The organism is Prosthecodimorpha hirschii (genome assembly GCF_001305515.1).
In the GTDB taxonomy this organism is placed as follows: domain Bacteria; phylum Pseudomonadota; class Alphaproteobacteria; order Rhizobiales; family Ancalomicrobiaceae; genus Prosthecodimorpha; species Prosthecodimorpha hirschii.
The window spans coordinates 381,000-402,836 of the sequence record NZ_LJYW01000001.1; the positions used below are offsets into that span (position 1 = coordinate 381,000).

Sequence of the window (21,837 nt, forward strand, 5' to 3'; positions counted from 1 at the left end):
TCGGAACATTCCTGACGATGACATAAATTGCGCAGTTTTCGTTATCGGCCTATCCTGCCTGCCCAGAAGGAGGACCCAACCGTGAACGTATCCCTTGGCGAGCGCTGGGAACAGTTCGTCGACCAAACCGTCAAGACCGGCCGCTACGGCTCGGCCAGCGAGGTCGTCCGCGAAGGGCTTCGGCTGGTCGAAGAGCGCGAGGCCAGGCTCAGCGCCCTGCGTGCCACCCTGCAGGCCTCGATCGTGGCAGGCGGCGAAGCGACCGATGCCGACATCGATGCCGCCCTCGACGCCAAGGCCGCCGAATTGGCCAAGGAAGGCTACTGAGCGTGCCACGGCTCAAATACTTGCCGACAATAAAGATAGCAGACTAAATGGTTCACATCAAACATCGAAATCAGGAATATTAGTATCTATTGTTCACATCAACTGCTATGCGTTTCTTGTCTTCGCATTCTTGCGATGATTTCATTCCAATATCGTATAAGTACAAGATGCTCTTGCCGCGTGACCCAATTGATATTGTTTTCGCTCACCGGATCACCTCCCAAAATCAAGGGTGTGATGTGATGCCTGATCTTGCTGAATCGATCGGTTGATCGCCCGTTCGTTGCGCTCCCCGTCATTGATCACTCGAAATATTTGACAGAAAGGCTCCGAAGGTTTCTCCCAGCGGCTCGATCATATCGAGAGCCATTCCGATCAGGGGAATGCGAACGCAGTGCACCACAGGTTGGCGAAAGTCGAATCCGTAGCCATCGTTGCCGCCGTTCGTTCCGAACAACAGGATTCCCGGCGCGTAGATGTGGCTCTCGCATTCGGCATTGAACTGTCTGAGTTCGTCGATGCGCCAGAAATCCACATAGGCATCGCCGACAAAGCCCATGCCTCCATTGGACTGCATGACGAAATCCAGATACTCGCCGGGCAATGCAAGGCCCAACCTGGCTTGCTCGATTTCCATGACATCTGACGTCGCGCCTGGGTTTCCGTGCCAGTTCCGGAACCACTTGGAGACATCAGCCATATCCGTCCCGCCTCGCGCTGCTTCAGCGGATTCGACCACAAGGCGGCTTCGATTTGAAGCGAGGACTTGCGCCGCCGGCGCGCTATCCCTTGCGGAACGGGTAGAGGAACTGGGCCCAGTAGCCCTTGGGCACGGGGTGGCCGGAAATGCCGTAGCCTTCGGGCCAGCGGTTATCGGGCATGTGGTGGGTGCCGAACAGCCGGTCGAGCAGCGGGAAGTGGATGGCGAAGTTCACGTCGATCGCCTCGCGCTCGATGCCGTGATGCCAATGGTGGAAGCGCGGCACTACGAAGATCTCTTCCAGCACGCCGAAGCGGCCGCGGATATTGGCGTGGATGAAGGCCGAATAGATGTAGACGATCAGGAGATAGGCCTGCAGGGCGCTTTCCGAGAAGCCGAGCACGAACATCGGCAGCGCGGTCAGGCTGCGCAGCGCGATGATCTCCAGGAAATGCATGCGGGCGGAGGCGAGCCAGTCCATCGACTTGGCCGAATGATGCACGGCGTGGAAGCGCCACAGGAACGGCACGCGGTGGAAGGCCCGGTGCACCCAGTACTGGGCGAAATCGGTCAGCACCATGATGGCGATCACCTGGACCAGCCAGGGCAGCGCGCCGACGGACGCGCGGAAGGCCGACCAGTCGCCGGTGACCGCGATCACCGCCTTGGACGGCGCCAGGGTCAGGAAGGTCAGCACCTGCACGAAGAGCGAGGAGACCAGATAGTAGAAGATGTCCTCGCGCCATTCCTCTCGGAACAGAACCTGTTCGGGCCGGAGCGCCAGGAAGCGTTCCAGCGGCACGAACAGGAAGCCCATGAAGAGCACGTTGAGGACGAAGAAATCGACGCCGAGGAACAGGCCGCCCGGCGTCGCCGCGCTCGCCGGCTCGCCCGGCACGGCGCCGAGAATGGTCGCCGCCAGCGTCACCGTCATGCCGACGAAGCCGAGAATCTTCTCCGGCCGCAGCACCAGGCTCAGGATCGACAGGAGATAGGCGGCGATCACTACCGCCCAGAGCACGGGACGGAACAGGGCGTGGTCGCGCAGCAACGAGAGTTCGGGCACGCCGAGCCAGCCCGGATGCTTCAGCACCAGCACCAGGAGCAGGCCGGTCGCACCGGCTAGCAGGGCCAGCGTGCCGGCGATCCATCCCGTGCCGAAACCACGCGCCTCGCGCGGCGCCTCCAACTCGGCGCGCAGCTTCATCCGGATCGCATGCAACATATGGGAGCCCCCCGACCTTCGACGGAGGGCACCCTGGCACGTCCGCGTTTCGGCAGGATGTGGCCGGTGTTTCAGCAAGATTTCGTCGCGATCCTTGTTGTCCGTGAGGTTCCGGGTTGCGCCATTGCCCCACGACAAGTGCGGACTGACGCGCTATAGAGCCGACATGACGATGATTACCGAGACCTCCGCCCTCGCCGATGCCTGCCGCACCCTGGCCGGCCACCCCTATGTCGCCGTGGATACGGAATTCCTGCGTGAGACCACCTACTGGCCGAAGCTCTGCCTGATCCAGATGGCCGGGCCGGATCTCGCCGTGGTGGTCGATCCGCTGGCCCCCGGTCTCGATCTGAAGCCGTTTCTCGATCTGATGCGCGACGAGCGCGTCGTCAAAGTGTTCCACGCCGGGCGTCAGGACATCGAAATCGTCTTCAATCTCGGCGGCTTCATTCCGGCGCCGGTGTTCGACACGCAGGTCGCCGCCATGGTCTGCGGCTTCGGCGATTCGATCTCCTACGATCAGTTGGTCAATCGCGTCAGCGGCCACCAGATCGACAAGTCGTCCCGCTTCACCGACTGGAGCCGCCGCCCGCTGTCCGAGCGCCAGCTCGACTATGCGCTCTCCGACGTGACGCATCTGCGCGAGGTCTATCACTATCTCAGCGCCAGCCTCGCCGAGCAGGACCGGCAGGATTGGGTCGCCGAGGAGATGAAGGTGCTGACCTCGATCGGCACCTACGACATGCGCCCCGAGGACGCCTGGGAGCGGCTCAAGATCCGCGTGAAGAAACCGGTCGAACTGGCCATCCTGAAAGAGCTTGCCGCGTGGCGCGAGCGCGAGGCCCGGGCCCGCGACCTGCCCCGCTCGCGCGTCCTCAAGGACGAGGCGATCTACGAGATCGTGGCCGAGCAGCCGGTCGAACCGTCGCGCCTCGGCAACCTGCGCAGCCTGTCGAAAGGCTACGAGCGCTCGCGCCAGGGCGAGGAGATCGTCGCCGCCGTGAAGCGCGCGCTGGCCACGCCGCGCGACAAGCTGCCGGCGATCCCGCGCGGCAAGCCGATGCCGGACGGCGCGGGCGCGGCCGTCGATCTCCTGAAGGTGCTGCTGAAATTCGTCGCCGAGACCCATGGCGTCGCCGCCAAGGTGATCGCCACCGTCGACGACCTGGAAGCGATCGCGGCCGACGACAATGCCGACGTGGCCGTCCTGAAGGGATGGCGGCGGGAGATTTTCGGCAACGTCGCCTTGAAACTGAAGCGCGGCGAGATCGCGCTGTCCTTCGACGGGCGGCGCGTCATCTCGCTGGAGATCGATCCACGTCAGACCGCCACCAAGGGGCGGCGGATCGGATGACCGCGGTTCGATAGAGGAGCCGGAGCCTGATGCGGAGATTGGCACTCGCCATGGCGGTTTTCACGGCGGTCGCATCGCCTGCCGCCGCGCAGGGGACCTGCCGCGTGGTCGACCCGAACGGCGCCCCACCGGGCACCCCGATCCCGGTCCGGGAAGGCCGGCACACCGACCGCATCATCGGCCATGTCCCGAACGGGCATGTCTTCCATTATACCGGGGTGGTCGACGGGCTCATCCCCGGCACCTTTGCGCCGGCCGTGCCGGTTCACAACGGCAATATCACCATTTTCGGTGTCATCGACCCGGGCGCCCTGCGCTGCCCGCCGTGAGGCGATCGCCCGTCGCGACCCGGATGCGCGCCCCGAGCGGGGAGCATCGGGCCAGCCGCCGGAATCGGGTCAATTGCACGGCTTCACGTCGATGAAGGTCAGTTCCGTCATGCGGCCGTCGAGGGCGAAATCGCCGTAGTCGAGGCGCAGGCGGCGACTGATGCCGTTCTCGTAGAGCTGGAACGACAGCTGGTATTCGGGCGTGTCCTCGCCCTTCTCGCGCTTGGCGGGGTCGAAATAGGAGATGGTCATCGGCCAGCGCTTGACTGCGGCCAGTTCCGGCCGGTCGGCGACCTTCTCCTCGTCGCCCTCGGCCGGCCCCTCGATCGGCTTGCCGATCACCGCCGCGGTATCGTAGACGCGCTCGCCGCCGTCCGAGCCGTCATAGAGGCGGATCTGGTCGAAGCTCTTGCCGGCCTTGGCGGCGTCGATCAGGTCGGCCATGTGCTGGGTCGGGAAGCGGGCCTCGGCCGGCAACGACACCTTGCGTTCCGCCGGCCGCACGATGCTGGCGACGGCGCCGGCTTCGGTCCGCTTGGCCGAACCCTTCGATTCGTCCGTCATGGTCTGCTCGATGAAGTTCTGCGACAGGAAGTCGAACAGCTTGCCGTCCGCATCCTCGAAGGACGAGGTGCGCATGTCGGTGACGCGCGATTTGCCGTCGGTATTCTCCAGCCGCGTGACCAGCCGGAACTGCGTGGCGAAACCGTCGCAGACCGAGCCGACGAACTCGTAGACCAGGCGCCCGGTGACGCCGCCGATCTCGGACTTGTCGGTGCGCTTGGCGAGCTTCAGGTCATAGACGGCTCGATGGGACTTGAGGCCGGTGATCGTCGCACTTGCCGCGCCCGCTGGGCCGGGTGCCAGGATGACGACCGCCGACAGGAGGATCGCGGTGGAGCGGATCATGGGCTTCCTCGTCTGATGTCGGCCCCTTCAACGCGCCAATTCCGGCGAATCCGGGACCTGCGTGGGCTCGAGCGCAGCCGCCGCGGGTGGATATGACCTTGCTATCCGGTTTTGCCCGAAGCGGCCAGCGGGCGCCGCCGGGACAGGTCTCAATTCGATGTGCTCGTCTCGACCGCTCTTCCGATAGGGTACCGGCGGCCGGAAAGTCGAGGGCAACGCCACCGGACCGGCTGGCCCGCGCCGGTGTCCGCCGGCAAGCGGCGGAGATGCACGGTCGGAAGCCCGTTTCGAGTGTCGGGACTGCGCCCTGCGATGTTGCCAAGCGGGCGGATTTCGGCCATGGGAACGGCTCCATCCTCCAAGCCGGACGACAGCACCATGAGCCAGACCGAACAGCGCCTCGCCGAACTCGGCATCACCCTGCCGACCCCGAGCAAGCCGGCCGCCAACTACATCCCGGCCGTGAAGACCGGCAATCTCCTGTTCGTCTCCGGCCAGATCCCGATGGGCCCGAACGGCTTGGAATATGTCGGCCAGCTCGGCGCCGATACGGATATCGACACCGGCCGCGCCGCTGCGCGCCTGTGCGCCATCAACCTGCTCGCCCAGGTGAAGGCCCATGCCGGCGACCTCGACGGCGTGCGCTGCGTCAAGCTGACCGGCTTCGTCAACTCCGCCAGCGGCTTCGGCGACCAGCCGAAGGTCGTCAACGGCGCGTCCGACCTGATCGTCGAGGTGCTCGGTGAGCGCGGCCGGCATTCGCGTTCCGCAGTTGGCGTCGCCGGCCTGCCCTTCGGCGTCGCCGTCGAAGTCGAAGGCATCTTCGAGATCGCCTGACCCGGAGCGTTCCGATGGATCTCGGCTTCCTCGTACGCCGCCCGGTGGCCCACCGCGGCTACCACGACATCAAGGCGGGACGGGTCGAGAACACCCTGACGGCGGTCCGTGCCGCCGTCGCGCGCGACTTCGCGATCGAGGTCGATGTCCAGCTGACCGGCGACGGTGAGGCCGTGGTGTTCCACGACTTCACCCTCGACCGGCTGACGACCGGCCAGGGGCGGCTCGACCGCAAGACCCTGGCCGAGATCCAGGGCGCCCCCTTCCGCGTTTCCGACGACCGCGTGCCGACGCTGGCCGAACTGCTCGATACGGTGGCGGGGCGGGTCGGCTTGATCATCGAGATCAAGAGCGATTTCGCCCGGCCGGCCGATCTGCGCCTGGTCCGGCGCACCGTCGCCGGCCTGAAGGGCTACCGCGGCCCGGTTGCGGTCAAGTCGTTCGATCCGGACATGGTCGCCGAAGTCGGCCGGCTCGCCCCCGACCTGCCGCGCGGCATCGTCGCCGACGACGCCCGCGATCCCGATCACTACGGCCGGCTCGGCGCGGCGGCGCGATTCTCGCTGCGCCATCTCCTCCACATGCCGCGGACGAAACCCCATTTCATCTCCTATGGGGTGAAGTATCTGCCCGCCCCCGGGCCGGCCTTTGCCCGCAAGGTGATGGGCAAGCCGGTCATCACCTGGACGGTGCGGACCGAGGCCGACCGCGCGGTTGCGTCCGCCTATGCAGACCAGATAGTGTTCGAGGGCTTCGACCCGGACGCGAAGCCGCACTAGACGGCCTACTTCCGGGTTCGCACCCCTGGCGATCACGGGTTCGTGATCGACCTGCCATCAGATGAACGATTTCTGAACGTACCGTTCGGACTTGGTTATGTGATGGACGGCTACCGTCTGACCATCGAACGGGGGTCAGAGCCGTCCCCTGAGGGAAGGAAGAGAGCCATGAATACCGCCAGCAAGTTCCTCGCCGCGGCCATCGCCGCTGCCACCCTCGCCACCGCCACGGTCGGCACCACCAGCCAGGCCCAGGCCGGCGGCGGCAACTTCATCGCCGGCCTCGTCGGCGGCGCCATCGTCGGCGGCGCTGTCGTCGCCGCGTCGCGCCCCTACTATTACGGCCCCGGCTACTACTACGGTCCGGCCCCGGCCTATGTCGTGCCGGCCCCGGCCTATGCGCCGTCCTGCCACAAGGTGTGGGCCTACGACGCCTACGGCAACCCGTACAAGACCAAGGTCTGCCACTGATTTCATTCCACGGAGAGCGGATCATCGCCCCCCGAAACGCTCTCCAGGAACGCCAGGCCCGGTCGCAAGACCGGGCCTGTTCGTTTTTAGGGAAGACCATCCCGGTCGCAAGACCGGGCCTGTTCGTTTTTGGGGGGCGTTCCGGTCGCAAGACTTGGCCTGATCGTTTTTGAAGATCGTGCTGGCCGCCGAGCCAAACCGCGATTTCTCGGTCCTTCCGTGGCATCGTCCCCCTGATCCGCCCTTCGGGCACCTCCTCCCCCCGCCGGGGGGCGAAGGGGAAGGAACCGCGGGATCGGGTGCGGGAGCTTGGTCGGGACGGGGAGCTTGGCGCTCATGCAGCGGTGTCGGCCGCCCCGTTATCGCCGAGCCGTGAAGCGGAGCCCGCTTTTCGCGCTTGCGGGATCGCGGCCCAGGCCTATCTATTGGGGCCGCCTCGCCTTTCCGGATCCCGCCCCATGCCGAAAGCGCCTGCCGAAACCGCCACGTTGCGCGTCGCCGCCGGGATCGCCGAGATCGGGCGGGAGACCTGGGACGCGCTGGCCAATCCCGGCTGGCGGCTGGCGCCGGGCGGTCCGGTGCGGCTCGACGGCATTCCTGACGCCGCCGCGCCGGCCTACAATCCGTTTCTCTCCTACGATTTTCTCGCAGCCTTGGAGGAGTCCGGTTCGGTCTCCGCGCGGGCCGGCTGGACGCCGCGCCACCTGGTGCTGGAGGGAGCGGACGGGGCACCCGCCGCACTCGCGCCCTGCTACGCCAAGAGCCACAGTCAGGGCGAATATGTCTTCGACCACAGCTGGGCGCAGGCCTACGAGCGGGCCGGCGGGCGCTACTATCCGAAGCTCCAGGTATCGGTCCCCTTCACGCCGGCGACCGGCCCGCGCCTGCTGGTCCGGCCCGGCGCCCCTGCGACGCGCGACCGGGCGCTCCTGGTCGAGGGCCTTGCCGGCTTCGCCCGGCAGGCCGGCGCCTCCTCGGTCCACGCGACCTTCCTGATCGACGACGATGTCGCCGCCTTCGAATCCGGTGGCTGGCTGGCGCGCACCGACCAGCAGTTCCATTGGCCGAACCGCGGCTTTCGCGACTTCGACGATTTCCTGGACAGCTTCCAGAGCCGCAAGCGCAAGCAGGTCAAACGCGAACGGCGCGACGCGCTGGCGGATGGCGTCGAGATCGTCGCCAAGACCGGCGCCGAGATCCGGGAGGCCGACTGGGACGCCTTCTATGCCTTCTACATGGATACCGGCGGCCGCAAATGGGGCCGGCCCTATCTGAACCGCACCGCCTTCGCGCTGATCGGCGAACGCTTGGCCGATGCGGTCCTGCTCGTGCTCGCCACCCGCCACGGCAGGCCGATCGCCGGCGCGCTCAACCTGATCGGGTCGGATGCCCTGTACGGGCGCTACTGGGGGGCCGTCGAGGAGCAGCCCTTCCTGCATTTCGAGGTCTGCTACTATCAGGCGATCGAATTCGCCATCCGCCGCGGCCTCGCCCGGGTCGAGGCCGGCGCCCAGGGCGAACACAAGCTCGCCCGCGGCTACCTGCCGACGACGACCCGCTCGGCGCACTTCATCGTCGATCCGGGCCTCCGTAAGGCGGTCGACCGCTATCTGGCCATGGAACGCCAGGAGGTCGCCCAGATCGGCGACATTCTGGCCGCCCATGCGCCCTACCGCCATGCCGACGGCGCCGAAGCCGACGGTTTCTGACGGGCGGCTTCCAGCCAACGCTCGTGCCCCACAAGACTGCACCCCGCGAGGGACTGGCGGCGCCGTGATTTGTGTTCCCCAGGGAACTGCGGCATATCGGGTCTTCTGAGAGAGGACGTCATGTGATCGCTGGCACCCGGTTCGGGCTGATGCCCGGCCAGACCCTGCCCTTATCCGTTCTGATCCGACGCGGTTGAGCCTGGCTCGTCCGCGATCGCGGACCGATGCGAGCCTCCGATGTCCTCCGATTTCATCAAATATCCGCGTACGCCCCATCTCGTCGGGTCCCGGCTGCAGCCCGGCGACGACGCCTCCGGCCAGGTCCCGGTCGGCGCCCTGACCGACGGCATCCTCGTGATCGAGGAGAAGATCGACGGCGCCAATGCCGGCATCAGCTTCGATGCCGACGGCCGGCTGATGCTGCAGTCGCGCGGCCACCCGCTCGCCGGCGGCCCACGCGAGGCGCAGTTCGCGCTCCTGAAGGCCTGGGCGCAGACGATCGAACCCGACCTCAGGGAGGTGCTCGGCCGGCGCTACATCGTCTACGGGGAATGGTGCTTCGCCAAGCACACGGTCTTCTACGACCGGCTGCCGCACTATTTCCTGGAATTCGACGTGTTCGACCGCGAGACCGGCCGGTTCCTGTCGACGCCCGCACGCCGGGCGCTCCTCGACGGGCTGCCGATCGTGTCCGTGCCGGTGCTGCACGAAGGTCGGGTCGCGACCCGCAAGGCGCTGGAGGCGTTGGTCGCTCCCTCGCTCTACAAATCGGACGACTGGGAGGCGGCGCTCGCCGCCGCCGCATCCGAGACCGGCCAGGATCCCGTGCGCGTCGCCCGGGAGACCGACGGGAGCCGGCGCTCGGAAGGGCTCTACATCAAGCAGGAGCAGGACGATCGGGTGATCGGGCGCTACAAGTTCGTGCGCGCCGACTTCCTGCAGGCGATCCTGGCGTCCGGCTCGCATTGGGCCGATCGGCCGATCGTCGCCAACCGGCTCGCGCCCGGTGTCGACCTGTTCGGGGGGCTGGCATGACCTGGCTGCCGCTGCTCCTCGCCGAAACCCCCGACCCCGTCGCGATCGCGTCCGCCTGGCCGGCCGTGCCCGCCATGGCGGCCTGCCCGCAGGACCCGGTCTACCACGCCGAGGGCGATGTCTGGACCCATACCCGGATGGTGGTCGACGAGCTTCTCGCCGATCCGGCCTATCGTGCCTTCAATCCCGAGACCCGCCAGGCGCTGCGGCTGGCGGCCTGGTTCCACGATGTCGCCAAGCCGGCGACGACGGTGGAGGAATGGGACCCGGCCGAGAACCGCATGCGAATCCGCCAGCCCGGCCATGCCCGGCTCGGCGCGCGCATGGCCTGGGCGGCGCTGTGGCGAGCGGGATTGCCACGGCCCCTGCGCGAGCAGGTGCAATGGCTGATCGCCTGGCACCAGAAGCCGTTCCATCTCTGGACCGCCACCGACATGCGGCGCGAGGCGATCACCTTCGCGGCCGTCGGCCAGTGGCGCGCGCTTCTGACCCTGGTGCGCGCCGACAATCGCGGCCGGATCGCCCCGAACGCGGCGGAGACGACCGAGAAGCTCGATCTCCTGGAGCTCTGGCTCGAGGAGCAGGATCTGCTCGACCGCCCCTTCCCCTTCGCCAATGACGAGAGCCGCGTGCGCTTCTTCGCCACCCCCGGCCGCGCGCCCGACTATGCGGCCCCCGCGCCCAGGGGCAGCCGCGTCATCGTCCTGTCCGGCCTGCCCGGGGCCGGCAAGGATACCCACGCCGCGGCCGTTCTGAAGGACCTGCCGCAGGTCTCGCTCGACCGGCTGCGTGGCGAACTCGGCGTCGACCCCGAGGACCCGCAGGGTCGCGTCGTCCAGGCGGTTCACGAGGCCGCACGCGTCCACCTGCGCCGCCGCGAGCCCTTCGTGTGGAACGCCACCAACCTGACCCGCCCGCTGCGCGCCAAGGTGCTCGGCCTCATGCTCGACTACGAGGCCGACATCACGATCCACGCCTTCGACCGTCCGGAAGCCAAGATCCTCGCCCAGAACCGCGCCCGCACCGCCGTCGTCCCCGACGCCGTCATCCGCCGCCTCGCCGACAAATGGGAGCCGCCGAGCCCGATCGAGGCGCACCGGGTGGAGTGGGTTTAGGGCTACAGGGGGCCGCTTCCGGCAAGGGCCGATCGCCGATCAAGCCGCGGGGCACCCGGCCGGCGGGATTGACCGCGGCCGGGGGCGGCCTTACTCACCGATGAAACCCTTGCCATCCGCACGCCCCGACCGGAGCCGCCCATGTCCACGGCCTATGACAGCAACAACATCTTCGCCAAGATCCTGCGCGGCGAGATCCCCTGCTTCCGGCTCTACGAAGACGAGCGCACCCTCGCCTTCATGGACATCATGCCGGCGACCGACGGCCATTGCCTGGTCATCCCCAAGGCGCCCGCCCGCAACATCTTCGACTGCCCGGCCGAGGATCTGGCGGCGGTGATGGCCGTCGTGCAGAAGCTCGCGCTGGCCACCCGCAAGGCCTTTGCGGCCGATGGCGTGACCATCCAGCAGTTCAACGAGGCGGCCGGCGGGCAGGAGGTGTTCCACCTGCATTTCCACGTCATCCCGCGCAAGGAGGGCGAGAAGCTGCGCCCCCTGCCCCGGTCGGTCGCCGACATGGCCGAGCTCGGCCGGCAGGCAGACGCGATCCGCGCCGCGCTCTGACGGCGCACGGTCGGCGACGGCTCAAGCTCCGGCCGCCCGCGCTGCCGGGATGACCCGCCGCCGACGCCCCCCGCTACACGCCGGCCGCCAGGGCGGCCAGGATGACCGCATCGCCGACGGCGACTCCGGCCAGCACGCTGCGGCCTGTGAAGTGATAGGCGAGGAAGCCGGCCACAACGGCGCCGAGGCGCACGCCGAGCGGCAGCACGCCGACCGAGCCCATCGGATGGCCGACCAGCAGGGCCACCTGCGCGGCGATCACGGCTGCCGCGACCGCGCGCGCCCATTCGAACAGCGGATGGCTGGCAGAAAGCCGCGATCCGATCATGATGCCGGCAAGCCTCAGACCGGCGATCACGGCGACGCCGGCCAGAAGCACGAAGGCGGTCAGCCCGATCTCGCCGGGATGCGCGAAGGCCGGACCGTTCACGGCACCTCCGGCGGCAGGATTCGGCGCCACAGGCGCACGACCACGAAGGCCAGCGTGCCGCCGGCGAGGCCGACGCCGATCAGCGTGAAATCCTGCAGGATGGGTTCAAGCAGCGGCGCCGCGACGGCTCCGATGGCGATCGCCAGCCAGGGCGTGGCACTGCGGGCCGATCCGGCCGCATTGAACAGGAGGTGCATCGGCAGGATGAAGACCAGGAGCGCGGTGACCAGCGGCGGCAGCGCGGCGGCGGCCTGATGGCCGATCGCCCCGGCGGCGAGGCTGAGCGTCATGAAGGTGCCGGCATAGCCGGCGAAGAACGGCAGCCGCGCGGCTTCGGGCAGGAGCGGCAGATGCTGCTGGGCCATCGACCAAGGCACCGTCGAGATCGCCTGGGCGATCGGCACGGCGAAGCGGCGCCGGTCGCGCGCGCCGAACAGCGGCAGCACCGAGACGACCATCGGCAGGAGCGGGATCGAGGCGAGCAGGACGGAAAGCGCGGTCGGCGCCAGCATGGCACCCTGTGCGACTCCATGAGCGAGCACGACCTGCGCCGAGGTCCACCAGACCCCGGCACCGATCAGCAGCATGTCGCCGAGCGACAGCCCCGCCTCGCGCGCCAGCGTTCCGAAGGCGAGGAAGTTCAGCACCGGCACCAGAGTCGCGCCGCCGAACGTCGCGCGCGCGCCGGCGCGGATCCACTCGGCTGTGGTCGGCGGGCGCGGCGGCGGCCGGACGATCTCGGTCGGCAGTTCATCGGCGGCAAGGCGCGGCGATAGGGGCCGCCGAAACCAATCCATGGCTGGCTCAACTCCGGTTGGCGCCAGTATCGCCCCAGCCGGACGCGACCGGAAGACCATAAGGGACGCGTCGGCCGAAGGACGGTCGGCCGAAGGGCGGTCGGCCGAGCCATCGCCGCCCGGGCGCGACCGGCGCGCCGCAACGGCCGGGACGCCGCCTCGATCGGACCCGATCGGTCGACCCGCACGGCTGCGTCGGGTCCGAAGGCCCCATCGGATCCGAAGGGATCGGATGCGGCTTTGCATGATCTTGTTTGCGCGGGCTTCTCTCGGATCGAAACGGGCCGCTCCGGTCCGATCTTGCGCTAAGGCATCCCGACGAGGCCGGCCCAGAGGCCGAGCAGCACGGCCTCGCCGACGAGCACGGCGACCAGCACATTGTCGCGCGACGCCTTGTAGGCGGCGAAGCCGGCCGCGACCGACAGCAGCCTCAGCCACATCGGCGCCAGCCCCAGGCTGCCGGACGGCAGGAAGATCAGTTGGGCGATCACGCCGGCGACCAGGGCGGTGGCGACCGACTTCACATAGGTGAAGATCGCGCTGTCGTCGGACAGCCGCCCGGCGAGGACCACGCCGAGGATGCGCCACATGTCGTTGGCGAACCAGCCGGCGATCAGGATGAACAGATAGGGCCACCACCAGGCATCCAGCTGGTGATAGGTGGCGGTCAGGAGGTTCACGGTCCGACCTCCATGCCGGCATTCTCGGTGTCGGCCGGAACCCTGCGCCGCCGCCCGGCATCGATCCGCCGCCCGACCAGGAAGGCGGCCGTGCCGCCGATCAGGCCCGTCCAGATCAGTTCGAAGTTCGGCTCAAGCCAATGCATGGCCGGCCAGGTCGCGACGCCGAAGGCGAGCGCCAGCCGGTCGGAGGCCAGCCGCGCGGCGCCCCAGAGCGAAACGGTGAAATAGAGCGGGGTCAGAAGCGTCAGTCCCGCGGCCAGCAGCGGCGGCAGTGCGCCGGCCAGTTCGTGCGAGACGCCGGCAACGATCATGGCGCCGGAGGTCAGCGTGACGGCGAAGCCGGCGAAATAGGCCGCCCGCGCCTCGCGCGGCAGTCCGGGCAGCTTGGCCATGCCGAAGACCCAGGCGGTCACGGCAACGAAATGCGACAGGAACAGGAGCGTGAGTTTCGAGGTCCGCTCGGCGCGCATGACCGGCACGATCGACATGACCATCGGCATCAGCCGGAAGGCCGACAGGCTCACGGCGATGAAGGTCGCGGCCAGCGGCGCGCCGGTCTGCACGGCGCCGACCAGCACCACACAGGACGGCAAGGCCCAGATGCCGCCGGCCATCACCACCGTCTCGACCAACCCGATCCCGGACGCCCGGGCGAGCCCCGCGAAGCCGACGAAGGAGGCCATCAGGATCATGGCCGGGATCGACAGGAACTGCTGCGCACCGCGCGCGAACCAGCGGGCGGTGGAGACGGTTTCGGCAGGTTCGGCAGGGATATCCATCGGGCGCCCCGAATTCGGCGTCCCGGACATAAGGGGGATCCGCCCGTCAGGCAACCGGACAGGGCCGCAGGGCTCGAATGCGGACGGTGCCAGCCATCGATGTGGCGTCACCGGGCCCCGGCAATCGGGTCGGGACTATGCCGGCCCGTGGAACACCGCCTCGATATTGTGTCCGTCGGGATCGAGGACGAAGGCGGCGTAGTAGTTGGGGTGGTAGTGCGGCCGGAGGCCGGGCGGGCCGTTGTCGGGGGCGAGCAGCGCCATGGCGGCGCGATGGAAGGCGTCGACGGCGGCCCGGTCGGGGGCCTGGAACGCGACGTGCAGGCAGCCGGTCAGCGCCTTGCCGGAGGCGATCCAGAAGGAGGGCTTGCCATGAGCCCCGAAACCGCAATGCGCCTCGGCGCCGGTCTCCGCCGCCGTCACCTCCATGACGACGCCATAGCCGAGCGGCGCCAGCACGGCTTCGTAGAAGGCGCGCGAGCGGGCGAGGTCGGAGACGGGAACGCCGATATGGTCGAGCATGTCTGAGCACCCAAGATTGTCGCGGTACCCGGCATCCGACGCCCGGCCCGCCGGCATGCGGGGCACGGTATCGAAGACGGCCTCAGGCGCAAAGCCGGGAATAACCCGATCCCGACGGCCTCAGCCGACCCGGCCGGCCCGCGCCAGACCATGGGCGACCAGGCGATCGATCAAGTCGGCATAGCCGATGCCGCTGGCCGCCATGGCCTTCGGATACATGCTGATATTGGTGAAGCCCGGGATGGTGTTGAGTTCGTTCACGACGAAGCGGTCGTCGTCCATCAGGAAGAAATCGGCTCGGGCCATGCCGTCGCAGCCGAGCGCGCGGAAGGCGCGGGCGGCGGTCTCCTTCAGCGCGGCCTCGACCGCTTCGGGCAGTTCCACCGGCACCTTCAGAGCGGCGCCAGCCTCGTCGACATACTTGGCGTCGTAGGTGTAGAAGCCATGGCTTTCGGCCGGCACGATCTCGCCCGGCTTCGAGACGAACAGGTCGCCGGCCGGGTCTTCCAGCACGGCGAATTCGATCTCGCGACCCTTGATGAAGGCCTCGGCGAGCAGCTTGCGGTCGTGCCGGAAGCCCTCCTCCAGCGCCGCCGCATAGCCGGCCTCGTCGACCACCTTGCTGACGCCGACGGAGGATCCTTGTCGGGCCGGCTTGACGAAAATCGGCAGGCCGAGCGTGGCCTCGAGCGCCGCGAAGGTCGGCGCCGCGCCCTGATGGACGGTCACCGAACGCGCGACGGGGACGCCGGCTTCGATCAGAAGGCGCTTGGCCACATCCTTGTCGAGCGCATTGGCCGATCCGATGATGCCGCAGCCGACCAGCGGAATGCGCGCCACCTCGGCGAGACCCTGCACCGACCCGTCCTCGCCCTGCAGGCCGTGCAGAACCGGAAAGAGAACGCCGATCTCCGGGACCTCGTAGGGCGCCCCGCCGTGGGGGATGGCCAGCGCCCGTCCCTGCCCGCCCGGGATCAGGCAGATTTCGGTGCCTGTTTCCGGGCGCTCCGGGACGCCGTCCTCGAAGCGGCTGAGCAGCCAGCGGCCGTCCCGGGTGATGTAGATCGGCACGATGTCGTAGTTCGCCGGCGCCAGCGCCCGCATCACGTTGGTGCCCGACATGACCGAGACCTCGTGCTCGGCGGATCGGCCGCCGAACAGAACAGCGATGCGCAGCCGGTTCGAAATCGTGGCCATGGACAACTCCGGGACGTCGCGGACGCAACCGGCCGCAGGAAGGATCGGTCAGGCGGACGGCGCACCGACTCAGCGGGCGCGTCGCCTTCCCGTCCTACCTCATCGCTTCGGGCGCCGGAATTGCGGCAAAGCCCTGCCGACCCGTGCCCGAGCGCTGCAGAGGCGGGCAATGCCGGCATTCGCCGCCAGGCCACCGGGGATGCCGGCCATGCCGCCACGCCGGCCCGCAAAGAAAAGGCCCGCCCGGAGCAGTCTCCGGACGGGCCGATCCATCGTCAGATCGCGATCGTGCGGCTCAGCCGAGCGGCACCTTCGGAACCAGTCCCTTGCTGCCGCGCGCCGGCACGGGCGGTCCGGCCTTCTTGGGCTTGGCCTTGGGCGGCGCCTTGGCCTGGACTTCCGGCTCGGGCTGCGGTTCCGCCGGGGCGGCGGCCTCGGCCGGGATCGAGTCGAGCAGCAGTTCCGCGCCGCCCTCCTTGACCGAAACCTTGACCACGCCGCCCTTGCGCAGCTTGCCGAACAGGACCTCGTCGGCGAGCGGCTTCTTGATGTGCTCCTGGATGATGCGTCCGAGCGGCCGTGCACCCATCTGGCTGTCGTAGCCCTTCTCGGCGAGCCATTTCACGGCCGCGTCGTCGAGCTCGAAGGTCACGTTGCGGTCGGCCAACTGGCCTTCCAACTGCATCACGAACTTGGTGACGACCTGATGCACCACCTCCATGGGGAGGTGCTGGAAGGTGACGACCGCATCCAGCCGGTTGCGGAATTCCGGCGTGAACAGCTTGTTGATCGCCTCCTGGTCGTCGCCTTCGCGCTTGACCCGGTTGAAGCCGATCGGCGCCTTGGCGAGATCGGCCGCGCCGGCATTGGTGGTCATGATCAGGATGACGTTCCTGAAATCGACCTGCTTGCCGTTGTGGTCGGTCAGCCTGCCGTGGTCCATGACCTGCAACAGGATGTTGAACAGGTCCGGATGCGCCTTCTCGATCTCGTCGAGCAGCAGAACGCTGTGCGGATGCTGGTCGATGCCGTCGGTCAACAGGCCGCCCTGGTCGAACCCGACATAGCCGGGCGGCGCGCCGATCAGGCGGCTGACGGTGTGGCGCTCCATATATTCCGACATGTCGAAGCGGAGCAGCTCCACGCCGAGCAGCTTGGCCAGCTGGCGCGCAACCTCGGTCTTGCCGACGCCGGTCGGCCCGGCGAACAGGTAGGACCCGATCGGCTTCTCCGGTTCGCGCAAGCCCGCCCGGGCGAGCTTGATCGCCGCCGACAGCGACTCGATCGCCTTGTCCTGGCCGTAGACCACGCGCCGCAGATTGGTCTCCAGATGCTGCAGCACCTCGGCATCGTCCTTGGAGACCGATTTCGGCGGGATGCGCGCCATCGTGGCGATGGTGTCCTCGACCTCCTTCACGCCGATCACCTTGCGGCGCTTCGATTCCGGCACCAGCATCTGCGCCGCGCCGCTCTCGTCGATCACGTCGATCGCCTTGTCGGGCAGCTTGCGGTCGTTGATGTAGCGCGAGGACAGTTCCACCGCCGCCTTGATGGCGTCGTTGGTATAGCGCACGCGATGATGGTCCTCGAAATAGGGCTTCAGCCCCTTCAGGATCTCGATCGCATCCGGGATGGTCGGCTCGTTCACGTCGATCTTCTGGAAGCGGCGGACGAGGGCCCGATCCTTCTCGAAGAACTGGCGATATTCCTTGTAGGTGGTCGAGCCGATGCAGCGGATCGAGCCGCCGGCCAGCGCCGGCTTGAGCAGATTGGACGCGTCCATGGCGCCGCCCGACGTGGCTCCGGCACCGATCACGGTGTGGATCTCGTCGATGAACATGATCGCCTTGGGATATTCCTCGATCTCCTTGACGACCTGCTTCAGCCGTTCCTCGAAATCGCCGCGATAGCGGGTCCCCGCCAGCAGGGCGCCCATGTCGAGGGCGAAGACGGTCGAGCCCTTGAGCACGTCCGGCACTTCGCCGTTGACGATCCGCCGGGCGAGGCCCTCGGCGATGGCGGTCTTGCCGACGCCGGGATCGCCCACATAGAGCGGGTTGTTCTTGGAGCGACGGCACAGCACCTGGATGGTGCGCGCGATCTCGCTGTCCCGTCCGATCAGCGGGTCGATCTTGCCCTTGCGCGCCTTGTCGTTGAGGTTCACGCAATAGGCCTCGAGCGCGTCGGTCTTCTTCTTCGGCCCTTCGCCGTTCTCGCCTCCCGACATCTCGTCGTCGGCTCCTCTCACCGGGCGGCTCTCCGCGAGCCCCACGCGCTTCGCGATACCGTGACTGATGTAGTTGACGGCGTCGTAGCGGGTCATGTCCTGCTCCTGCAGGAAATAGGCCGCATGACTCTCCCGCTCGGCGAAGATCGCGACCAGGACATTCGCCCCCGTCACCTCTTCCCGACCGGAAGACTGTACGTGGATCACGGCACGCTGAATGACGCGCTGGAATCCGGCCGTCGGCTTGGAATCGTCCTCTCCGTCGCCGACCAGATTGTCGAGTTCGGTGTCGATATATTCGACGAGATTGCGCCTCAGGAGTTCGAGGTCGACGTTGCAGGCCCGCATGACCGCGGCGGCATCCTGGTCGTCCAGAAGCGCAAGCAGCAGGTGCTCGAGCGTGGCATATTCCTGCCGGCGCTCGTTGGCATAGTGGAGCGCCTGGTGGAGCGCCTTCTCGAGGCTGCGTGAGAAGGATGGCACTGGCGGGACCTCACTTCTTTTCCATGACGCATTGCAGGGGATGCTGGTGCTGGCGGGCGAAATCCATCACCTGGGTGACCTTGGTCTCGGCCACTTCGTAGGTGTAGATGCCGCATTCCCCAACGCCGTGATGATGGACATGCAGCATGATGCGTGTCGCCTCCTCGCGCCCCTTGTTGAAGAAGCGTTCGAGGACGTGGACCACGAATTCCATCGGCGTGTAGTCGTCGTTCAGCAGCAGCACGCGGTACATGTTCGGCCGCTTCGTCTTCGGTCGCGTCTTGGTGACCACGACCGTTCCGGGATCCTGTTCTCCAGGTCGCCGCGCGTCTTTGCTCATCTGTCGGCCCGACTCGCGTCCATTTTCGTCCGCCAATAATGTCCGGTCACGCCGGATTCGGTAAGCCCGCCGCCAAGCAAGGGACCGTGATGCCGGGAGCCCGATAGGCACTCTCGGCCGGTCCGCCGCCGCGCATCAAGCCGCCCGACCCGAACACATATGGGGCGGCTCCGGATTCATTTTAAGGGAGTTTCCGACAAGGGCAACGCGACGCTCAAGGAATTGAGCGGACAACCCGCCTCCCCGGCGCGGCGGACGGCCGCGCGGCCCTGATCGGGCGGGCGTCTCGAACGGCCGACGGGGGCAGGACGGAGCCGCATTTGCGGCCGGATCGCGCGGGATTCACGGAGTGGCGGACCGACGCCGGCACGAGCGAAGGCGCGTGCAGCCGTCCAGGATACCGCGCTGCGACATAAACGGATGGCAGATTTGCATGACGGTTGCGCGGCGGTCGCGCGCCCGGATCCGTATCACTCCGTCCCGAAAAGCACGAAGCCCGGCACAGGGCCGGGCTCGGATCGCTCGTCTGATCAGTCGGGCGCCCTTGAAGGCGCGCCGGACTTACTTCGCCTGGAACTTGGCAAAGGCGCCTTCGTAGGGCTTGTAGAGCTCCTTGGCGAGGTCGACATACATCTCGCCGACCTTGGTGAGCTCAGCGACATAGCCTTCGTAGGCGGACTTCACGTATTCGCTCTGCAGCTCGATCGCCTTGTCCAGAGTCTTGACGCCGAACAGCTTCTCGACCGTGGCCGTGCTCTGCTCGAAGGACTTCTTGGAATAGTCGGCGACTTCGACCGCGATGGCCTGCACGCCCTTGGAGATCACGCCGATCTGCTTCATGGCGTTGTCCATGTTCTCTTTCGAAGCCTTCTGGAATTCGTCGACGTTGACCATGTTCGTTTCCCTTCTTCAGGACCGCGGGCCATTCCTGCAGTCCGTTCTATGTTGCAGCGCACAATACGCAGCCGCCGGCCCAGGGTCAACAGGAATTTTTGCGTCGCAAAATGATTTCATGTGCAACTAATACGGTTTACCCTTCTTCAACCGAGAGCACGGCATTCTAACGACCGTGGACGGTCCGCAACGCCCAGGACCGCTGGCGCCACCATCCGGCCCCGATCTCGGGTCAGACGATGGCTGCCGGTGAGACCGACCCGGACAACGAACCGGGACGTGGCGGGCTGGCCGTGTGGAGTGTGGGCGTCAGATCAGGCGTCCCGGCGTGAAGTCCGACCGGATCAGGAATATCCGGCCGCTGCAACCGGGGACGGGAAAGTGCATCACAATCGTCTGTTCGGGCGGGGCCGCCTCATGGCGGCGATTCTCGCAACGGTGGTCTTTTGCGCGTCTGTCGTCGAGGCGGATGCCGCGCGCCGGCATCGGCGTGGAACGGCCGCGCCCGGCGGAAATGCCGCTGCGAAGTCGGAGTCCATGGGCGAGAGCGGCCGCTACGCCGCGTTTGTGGTCGACGGCAAGACCGGCAAGGTGCTGTTCTCCCGCAACGCCGATGCGCAGCGCTATCCCGCGTCCCTGACCAAGATGATGACGCTCTATGTCCTGTTCGAGGAACTGGAGCGCGGCCGCGTCAAGCTCGACACGCCCTTCGAGGTCTCGGCCTTCGCCTCCAACCAGGCCCCGTCGAAGCTGGGTCTGCGTCCGGGCGATACGATCGAGGTCGGCGACGCGATCCGGGCGCTGGTCACCAAGTCGGCCAATGACGTTGCGGTGGTGATCGCCGAAAACCTGTCCGGCTCGCAGGATGCCTTCGCGGCGCGGATGACCCGGACCGCCCGCCGGATCGGCATGAGCGACACGACCTTCCGCAACGCTTCCGGACTGCCCAATCCGGGCCAGATCACCACCGCCAAGGACATGGTGACGCTCGGCCTCGCGCTGCAGGACCGCTTCCCGGACTACTACCGATTCTTCTCGACCCGTGCCTTCGCCTGGCGCGGCGGCGTGATCGGCAATCACAACCGGCTGCTCGGACGCGTCGAAGGCATCGACGGCATCAAGACCGGCTACACCCAGGCGTCCGGCTTCAACCTGGTCAGCTCGATCCGCCGCGACGGCCGGCACCTCGTCGCCGCCGTGATGGGCGGGCCGACCGGCCGTTCGCGCGACAACCACATGGCGCAGCTGCTGGAGACCTATCTGCCTTCGGCCAGCCGCGGGTCGAAGACCTTCGCGATCAACGATACCGGCCGCGACGACGCGCCGGCCCCGACCCGCAAGGCCGGCGGCGACAAGGTTGCGTCGATCGACGGCACCGTCACCCGGACCGAGGAGCGCGCGCCGATCGAGCGCGGCGCCGCGGTCGCCATGGCCAAGGCGATCCTGCTGCCGGAGGCCGGGTCGCGGCCCGCCTATGAGCCGATCTCGATCCTGCCGCCCTCCGTCGGCACCCGTACCGCCGCAGCGAGCGTGTCCGCCTTCTCGATGCCGACGCTGACCGCCGCCGCCAGTCCCGCGCCGGCCCCCGCAGCGCCGGCGTCTTCGAGCACGGCCGTCCGCTCCGCCGGCCTGACCCCGCCCGGTGCCATCCCCGGCAGCACGGCGAGCGGCTATGCGGATCCGCGTCGCACCGTCGGCGAACGCGAGATCGACGCCATCGTGACGCGGTCGGTCGACCCTGCCGGCCGCAAGCCCGACCCGCGCCGCGCCGAGACGGCGAAGCCGGATGCGGGCGCGAAGCCGGACCCGGTCAAGAGCGATGCCGCATCCGGCACCAAAGGCTGGATGGTGCAGATCGCGGCCGTCGACACGGAATCGGCCGCCAAGGCCCTGCTGACCAAGGCCCGCGGTCAGGTCGGCGGTGCCCTCTCCGGCAGCCATCCGGTGGCCGAGGCGGTTTCCAAGGGCAGTTCGACCTTCTATCGCGCGCGCTTCGCCGGCTTTGCCGACCAGGCCGCCGCCAATGCCGCCTGCGCCAGTCTGAAGCGCAGCAACTACGCCTGTCTTGCCTTGCGTCAATGAGTGGGAGGCCGGGGTCCTGCCCCGGAGCCACCCGGTTTCCCCTTGTCGA

General features: G+C 67.7%; 23 protein-coding genes. 11 read left to right on the forward strand and 12 right to left on the reverse strand.

Annotated features, from left to right (window positions below; translation table 11 throughout):
• The first annotated feature begins 81 nt into the window (after positions 1–81).
• The gene (locus tag ABB55_RS01535; protein ID WP_054357227.1) at positions 82–327 is read left to right on the forward strand and encodes a type II toxin-antitoxin system ParD family antitoxin; all 246 of its coding nucleotides are present in this window, start codon (positions 82–84) and stop codon (positions 325–327) included.
• A gap of 295 nt (positions 328–622) precedes the next feature.
• Here ABB55_RS01535 and ABB55_RS01540 read toward each other — a convergent pair whose 3' ends face one another.
• Both ABB55_RS01540 and ABB55_RS01545 read right to left on the reverse strand, forming a co-directional pair.
• Positions 623–1,027, reverse strand: coding sequence for an SMI1/KNR4 family protein (locus ABB55_RS01540; protein WP_083463265.1), 405 nt, complete (start codon positions 1,025–1,027; stop codon positions 623–625).
• A gap of 82 nt (positions 1,028–1,109) precedes the next feature.
• Positions 1,110–2,252, reverse strand: a complete 1,143-nt coding sequence (locus tag ABB55_RS01545; RefSeq protein WP_054357229.1) for a sterol desaturase family protein — start codon at positions 2,250–2,252, stop codon at positions 1,110–1,112.
• Positions 2,253–2,424: 172 nt separating this feature from the next.
• Here ABB55_RS01545 and rnd point away from each other — a divergent pair, with 172 nt between their 5' ends.
• Together rnd and ABB55_RS01555 are read left to right on the forward strand one after the other, a co-directional pair.
• Positions 2,425–3,606 carry a ribonuclease D gene (gene rnd / locus ABB55_RS01550; RefSeq protein WP_054361778.1) on the forward strand — a complete coding sequence of 394 codons (1,182 nt, stop codon included), beginning with the start codon at positions 2,425–2,427 and terminating at the stop codon, positions 3,604–3,606.
• A gap of 29 nt (positions 3,607–3,635) precedes the next feature.
• On the forward strand, positions 3,636–3,935 hold the full coding sequence (locus ABB55_RS01555) for a hypothetical protein (protein ID WP_152981888.1): 300 nt from the start codon (positions 3,636–3,638) through the stop codon (positions 3,933–3,935).
• Positions 3,936–4,004: 69 nt separating this feature from the next.
• Here the strand turns inward: ABB55_RS01555 and ABB55_RS01560 are convergent, their stop codons facing one another.
• On the reverse strand, positions 4,005–4,844 hold the full coding sequence (locus ABB55_RS01560; protein ID WP_083463267.1) for a cell envelope integrity EipB family protein: 840 nt from the start codon (positions 4,842–4,844) through the stop codon (positions 4,005–4,007).
• A 378-nt stretch (positions 4,845–5,222) separates the two neighbouring features.
• Here ABB55_RS01560 and ABB55_RS01565 point away from each other — a divergent pair, with 378 nt between their 5' ends.
• The 7 genes from ABB55_RS01565 (at position 5,223) to ABB55_RS01595 (ending at position 11,354) form a co-directional block, all read left to right on the forward strand.
• Positions 5,223–5,681 carry a RidA family protein gene (locus ABB55_RS01565; RefSeq protein WP_054357231.1) on the forward strand — a complete coding sequence of 153 codons (459 nt, stop codon included), beginning with the start codon at positions 5,223–5,225 and terminating at the stop codon, positions 5,679–5,681.
• A gap of 14 nt (positions 5,682–5,695) precedes the next feature.
• Positions 5,696–6,460: a glycerophosphodiester phosphodiesterase family protein gene (locus tag ABB55_RS01570; RefSeq protein ID WP_054357232.1), complete on the forward strand. Its 765-nt coding sequence runs from the start codon at positions 5,696–5,698 to the stop codon at positions 6,458–6,460.
• Positions 6,461–6,628: 168 nt separating this feature from the next.
• Positions 6,629–6,931 carry a hypothetical protein gene (locus ABB55_RS01575; protein ID WP_054357233.1) on the forward strand — a complete coding sequence of 101 codons (303 nt, stop codon included), beginning with the start codon at positions 6,629–6,631 and terminating at the stop codon, positions 6,929–6,931.
• A gap of 458 nt (positions 6,932–7,389) precedes the next feature.
• Positions 7,390–8,640, forward strand: a complete 1,251-nt coding sequence (locus ABB55_RS01580) for a GNAT family N-acetyltransferase (protein WP_054357234.1) — start codon at positions 7,390–7,392, stop codon at positions 8,638–8,640.
• Positions 8,641–8,877: 237 nt separating this feature from the next.
• The gene (locus ABB55_RS01585; RefSeq protein WP_054357235.1) at positions 8,878–9,675 is read left to right on the forward strand and encodes an RNA ligase family protein; all 798 of its coding nucleotides are present in this window, start codon (positions 8,878–8,880) and stop codon (positions 9,673–9,675) included.
• The gene (locus tag ABB55_RS01590; RefSeq protein ID WP_054357236.1) at positions 9,672–10,790 is read left to right on the forward strand and encodes an AAA family ATPase; all 1,119 of its coding nucleotides are present in this window, start codon (positions 9,672–9,674) and stop codon (positions 10,788–10,790) included. The genes ABB55_RS01585 and ABB55_RS01590 overlap by 4 nt, the downstream gene beginning before the upstream one ends.
• 141 nt (positions 10,791–10,931) lie before the next feature.
• Positions 10,932–11,354, forward strand: coding sequence for an HIT family protein (locus ABB55_RS01595; protein ID WP_054357237.1), 423 nt, complete (start codon positions 10,932–10,934; stop codon positions 11,352–11,354).
• A gap of 73 nt (positions 11,355–11,427) precedes the next feature.
• On the opposite strand, the gene ABB55_RS01600 is transcribed toward ABB55_RS01595, so the two are convergent.
• The 9 genes from ABB55_RS01600 to ABB55_RS01640 all read right to left on the reverse strand — a co-directional run bounded on the left by ABB55_RS01600 (position 11,428) and on the right by ABB55_RS01640 (position 19,706).
• Positions 11,428–11,784, reverse strand: coding sequence for a hypothetical protein (locus ABB55_RS01600; protein ID WP_054357238.1), 357 nt, complete (start codon positions 11,782–11,784; stop codon positions 11,428–11,430).
• Positions 11,781–12,581 (reverse strand): AzlC family ABC transporter permease, encoded by an 801-nt coding sequence (locus tag ABB55_RS01605; protein ID WP_054357239.1) that lies wholly within the window; start codon positions 12,579–12,581, stop codon positions 11,781–11,783. Before ABB55_RS01605 ends, ABB55_RS01600 begins: the two co-directional genes overlap by 4 nt.
• Before the next feature lie 305 nt (positions 12,582–12,886).
• The gene (locus ABB55_RS01610) at positions 12,887–13,261 is read right to left on the reverse strand and encodes an AzlD domain-containing protein (protein WP_244471948.1); all 375 of its coding nucleotides are present in this window, start codon (positions 13,259–13,261) and stop codon (positions 12,887–12,889) included.
• Positions 13,258–14,043 carry an AzlC family ABC transporter permease gene (locus tag ABB55_RS01615; RefSeq protein ID WP_083464034.1) on the reverse strand — a complete coding sequence of 262 codons (786 nt, stop codon included), beginning with the start codon at positions 14,041–14,043 and terminating at the stop codon, positions 13,258–13,260. Before ABB55_RS01615 ends, ABB55_RS01610 begins: the two co-directional genes overlap by 4 nt.
• 135 nt (positions 14,044–14,178) lie before the next feature.
• Positions 14,179–14,565, reverse strand: a complete 387-nt coding sequence (locus ABB55_RS01620; protein ID WP_054357240.1) for a VOC family protein — start codon at positions 14,563–14,565, stop codon at positions 14,179–14,181.
• A gap of 120 nt (positions 14,566–14,685) precedes the next feature.
• Positions 14,686–15,762: a D-alanine--D-alanine ligase family protein gene (locus ABB55_RS01625; protein ID WP_054357241.1), complete on the reverse strand. Its 1,077-nt coding sequence runs from the start codon at positions 15,760–15,762 to the stop codon at positions 14,686–14,688.
• 295 nt (positions 15,763–16,057) lie between these two features.
• Entirely contained in the window at positions 16,058–18,472 is a 2,415-nt protein-coding gene (gene clpA / locus ABB55_RS01630; RefSeq protein WP_054357242.1) for an ATP-dependent Clp protease ATP-binding subunit ClpA, read from the reverse strand.
• 10 nt (positions 18,473–18,482) lie between these two features.
• The gene (gene clpS, locus ABB55_RS01635; RefSeq protein WP_054357243.1) at positions 18,483–18,812 is read right to left on the reverse strand and encodes an ATP-dependent Clp protease adapter ClpS; all 330 of its coding nucleotides are present in this window, start codon (positions 18,810–18,812) and stop codon (positions 18,483–18,485) included.
• Positions 18,813–19,373: 561 nt separating this feature from the next.
• Positions 19,374–19,706 (reverse strand): phasin family protein, encoded by a 333-nt coding sequence (locus tag ABB55_RS01640; protein ID WP_054357244.1) that lies wholly within the window; start codon positions 19,704–19,706, stop codon positions 19,374–19,376.
• A gap of 537 nt (positions 19,707–20,243) precedes the next feature.
• On the opposite strand from ABB55_RS01640, the gene ABB55_RS01645 reads away from it, so the two are divergent.
• Positions 20,244–21,788 (forward strand): SPOR domain-containing protein, encoded by a 1,545-nt coding sequence (locus ABB55_RS01645; protein WP_054357245.1) that lies wholly within the window; start codon positions 20,244–20,246, stop codon positions 21,786–21,788.
• The last annotated feature ends 49 nt before the right edge of the window (positions 21,789–21,837 follow it).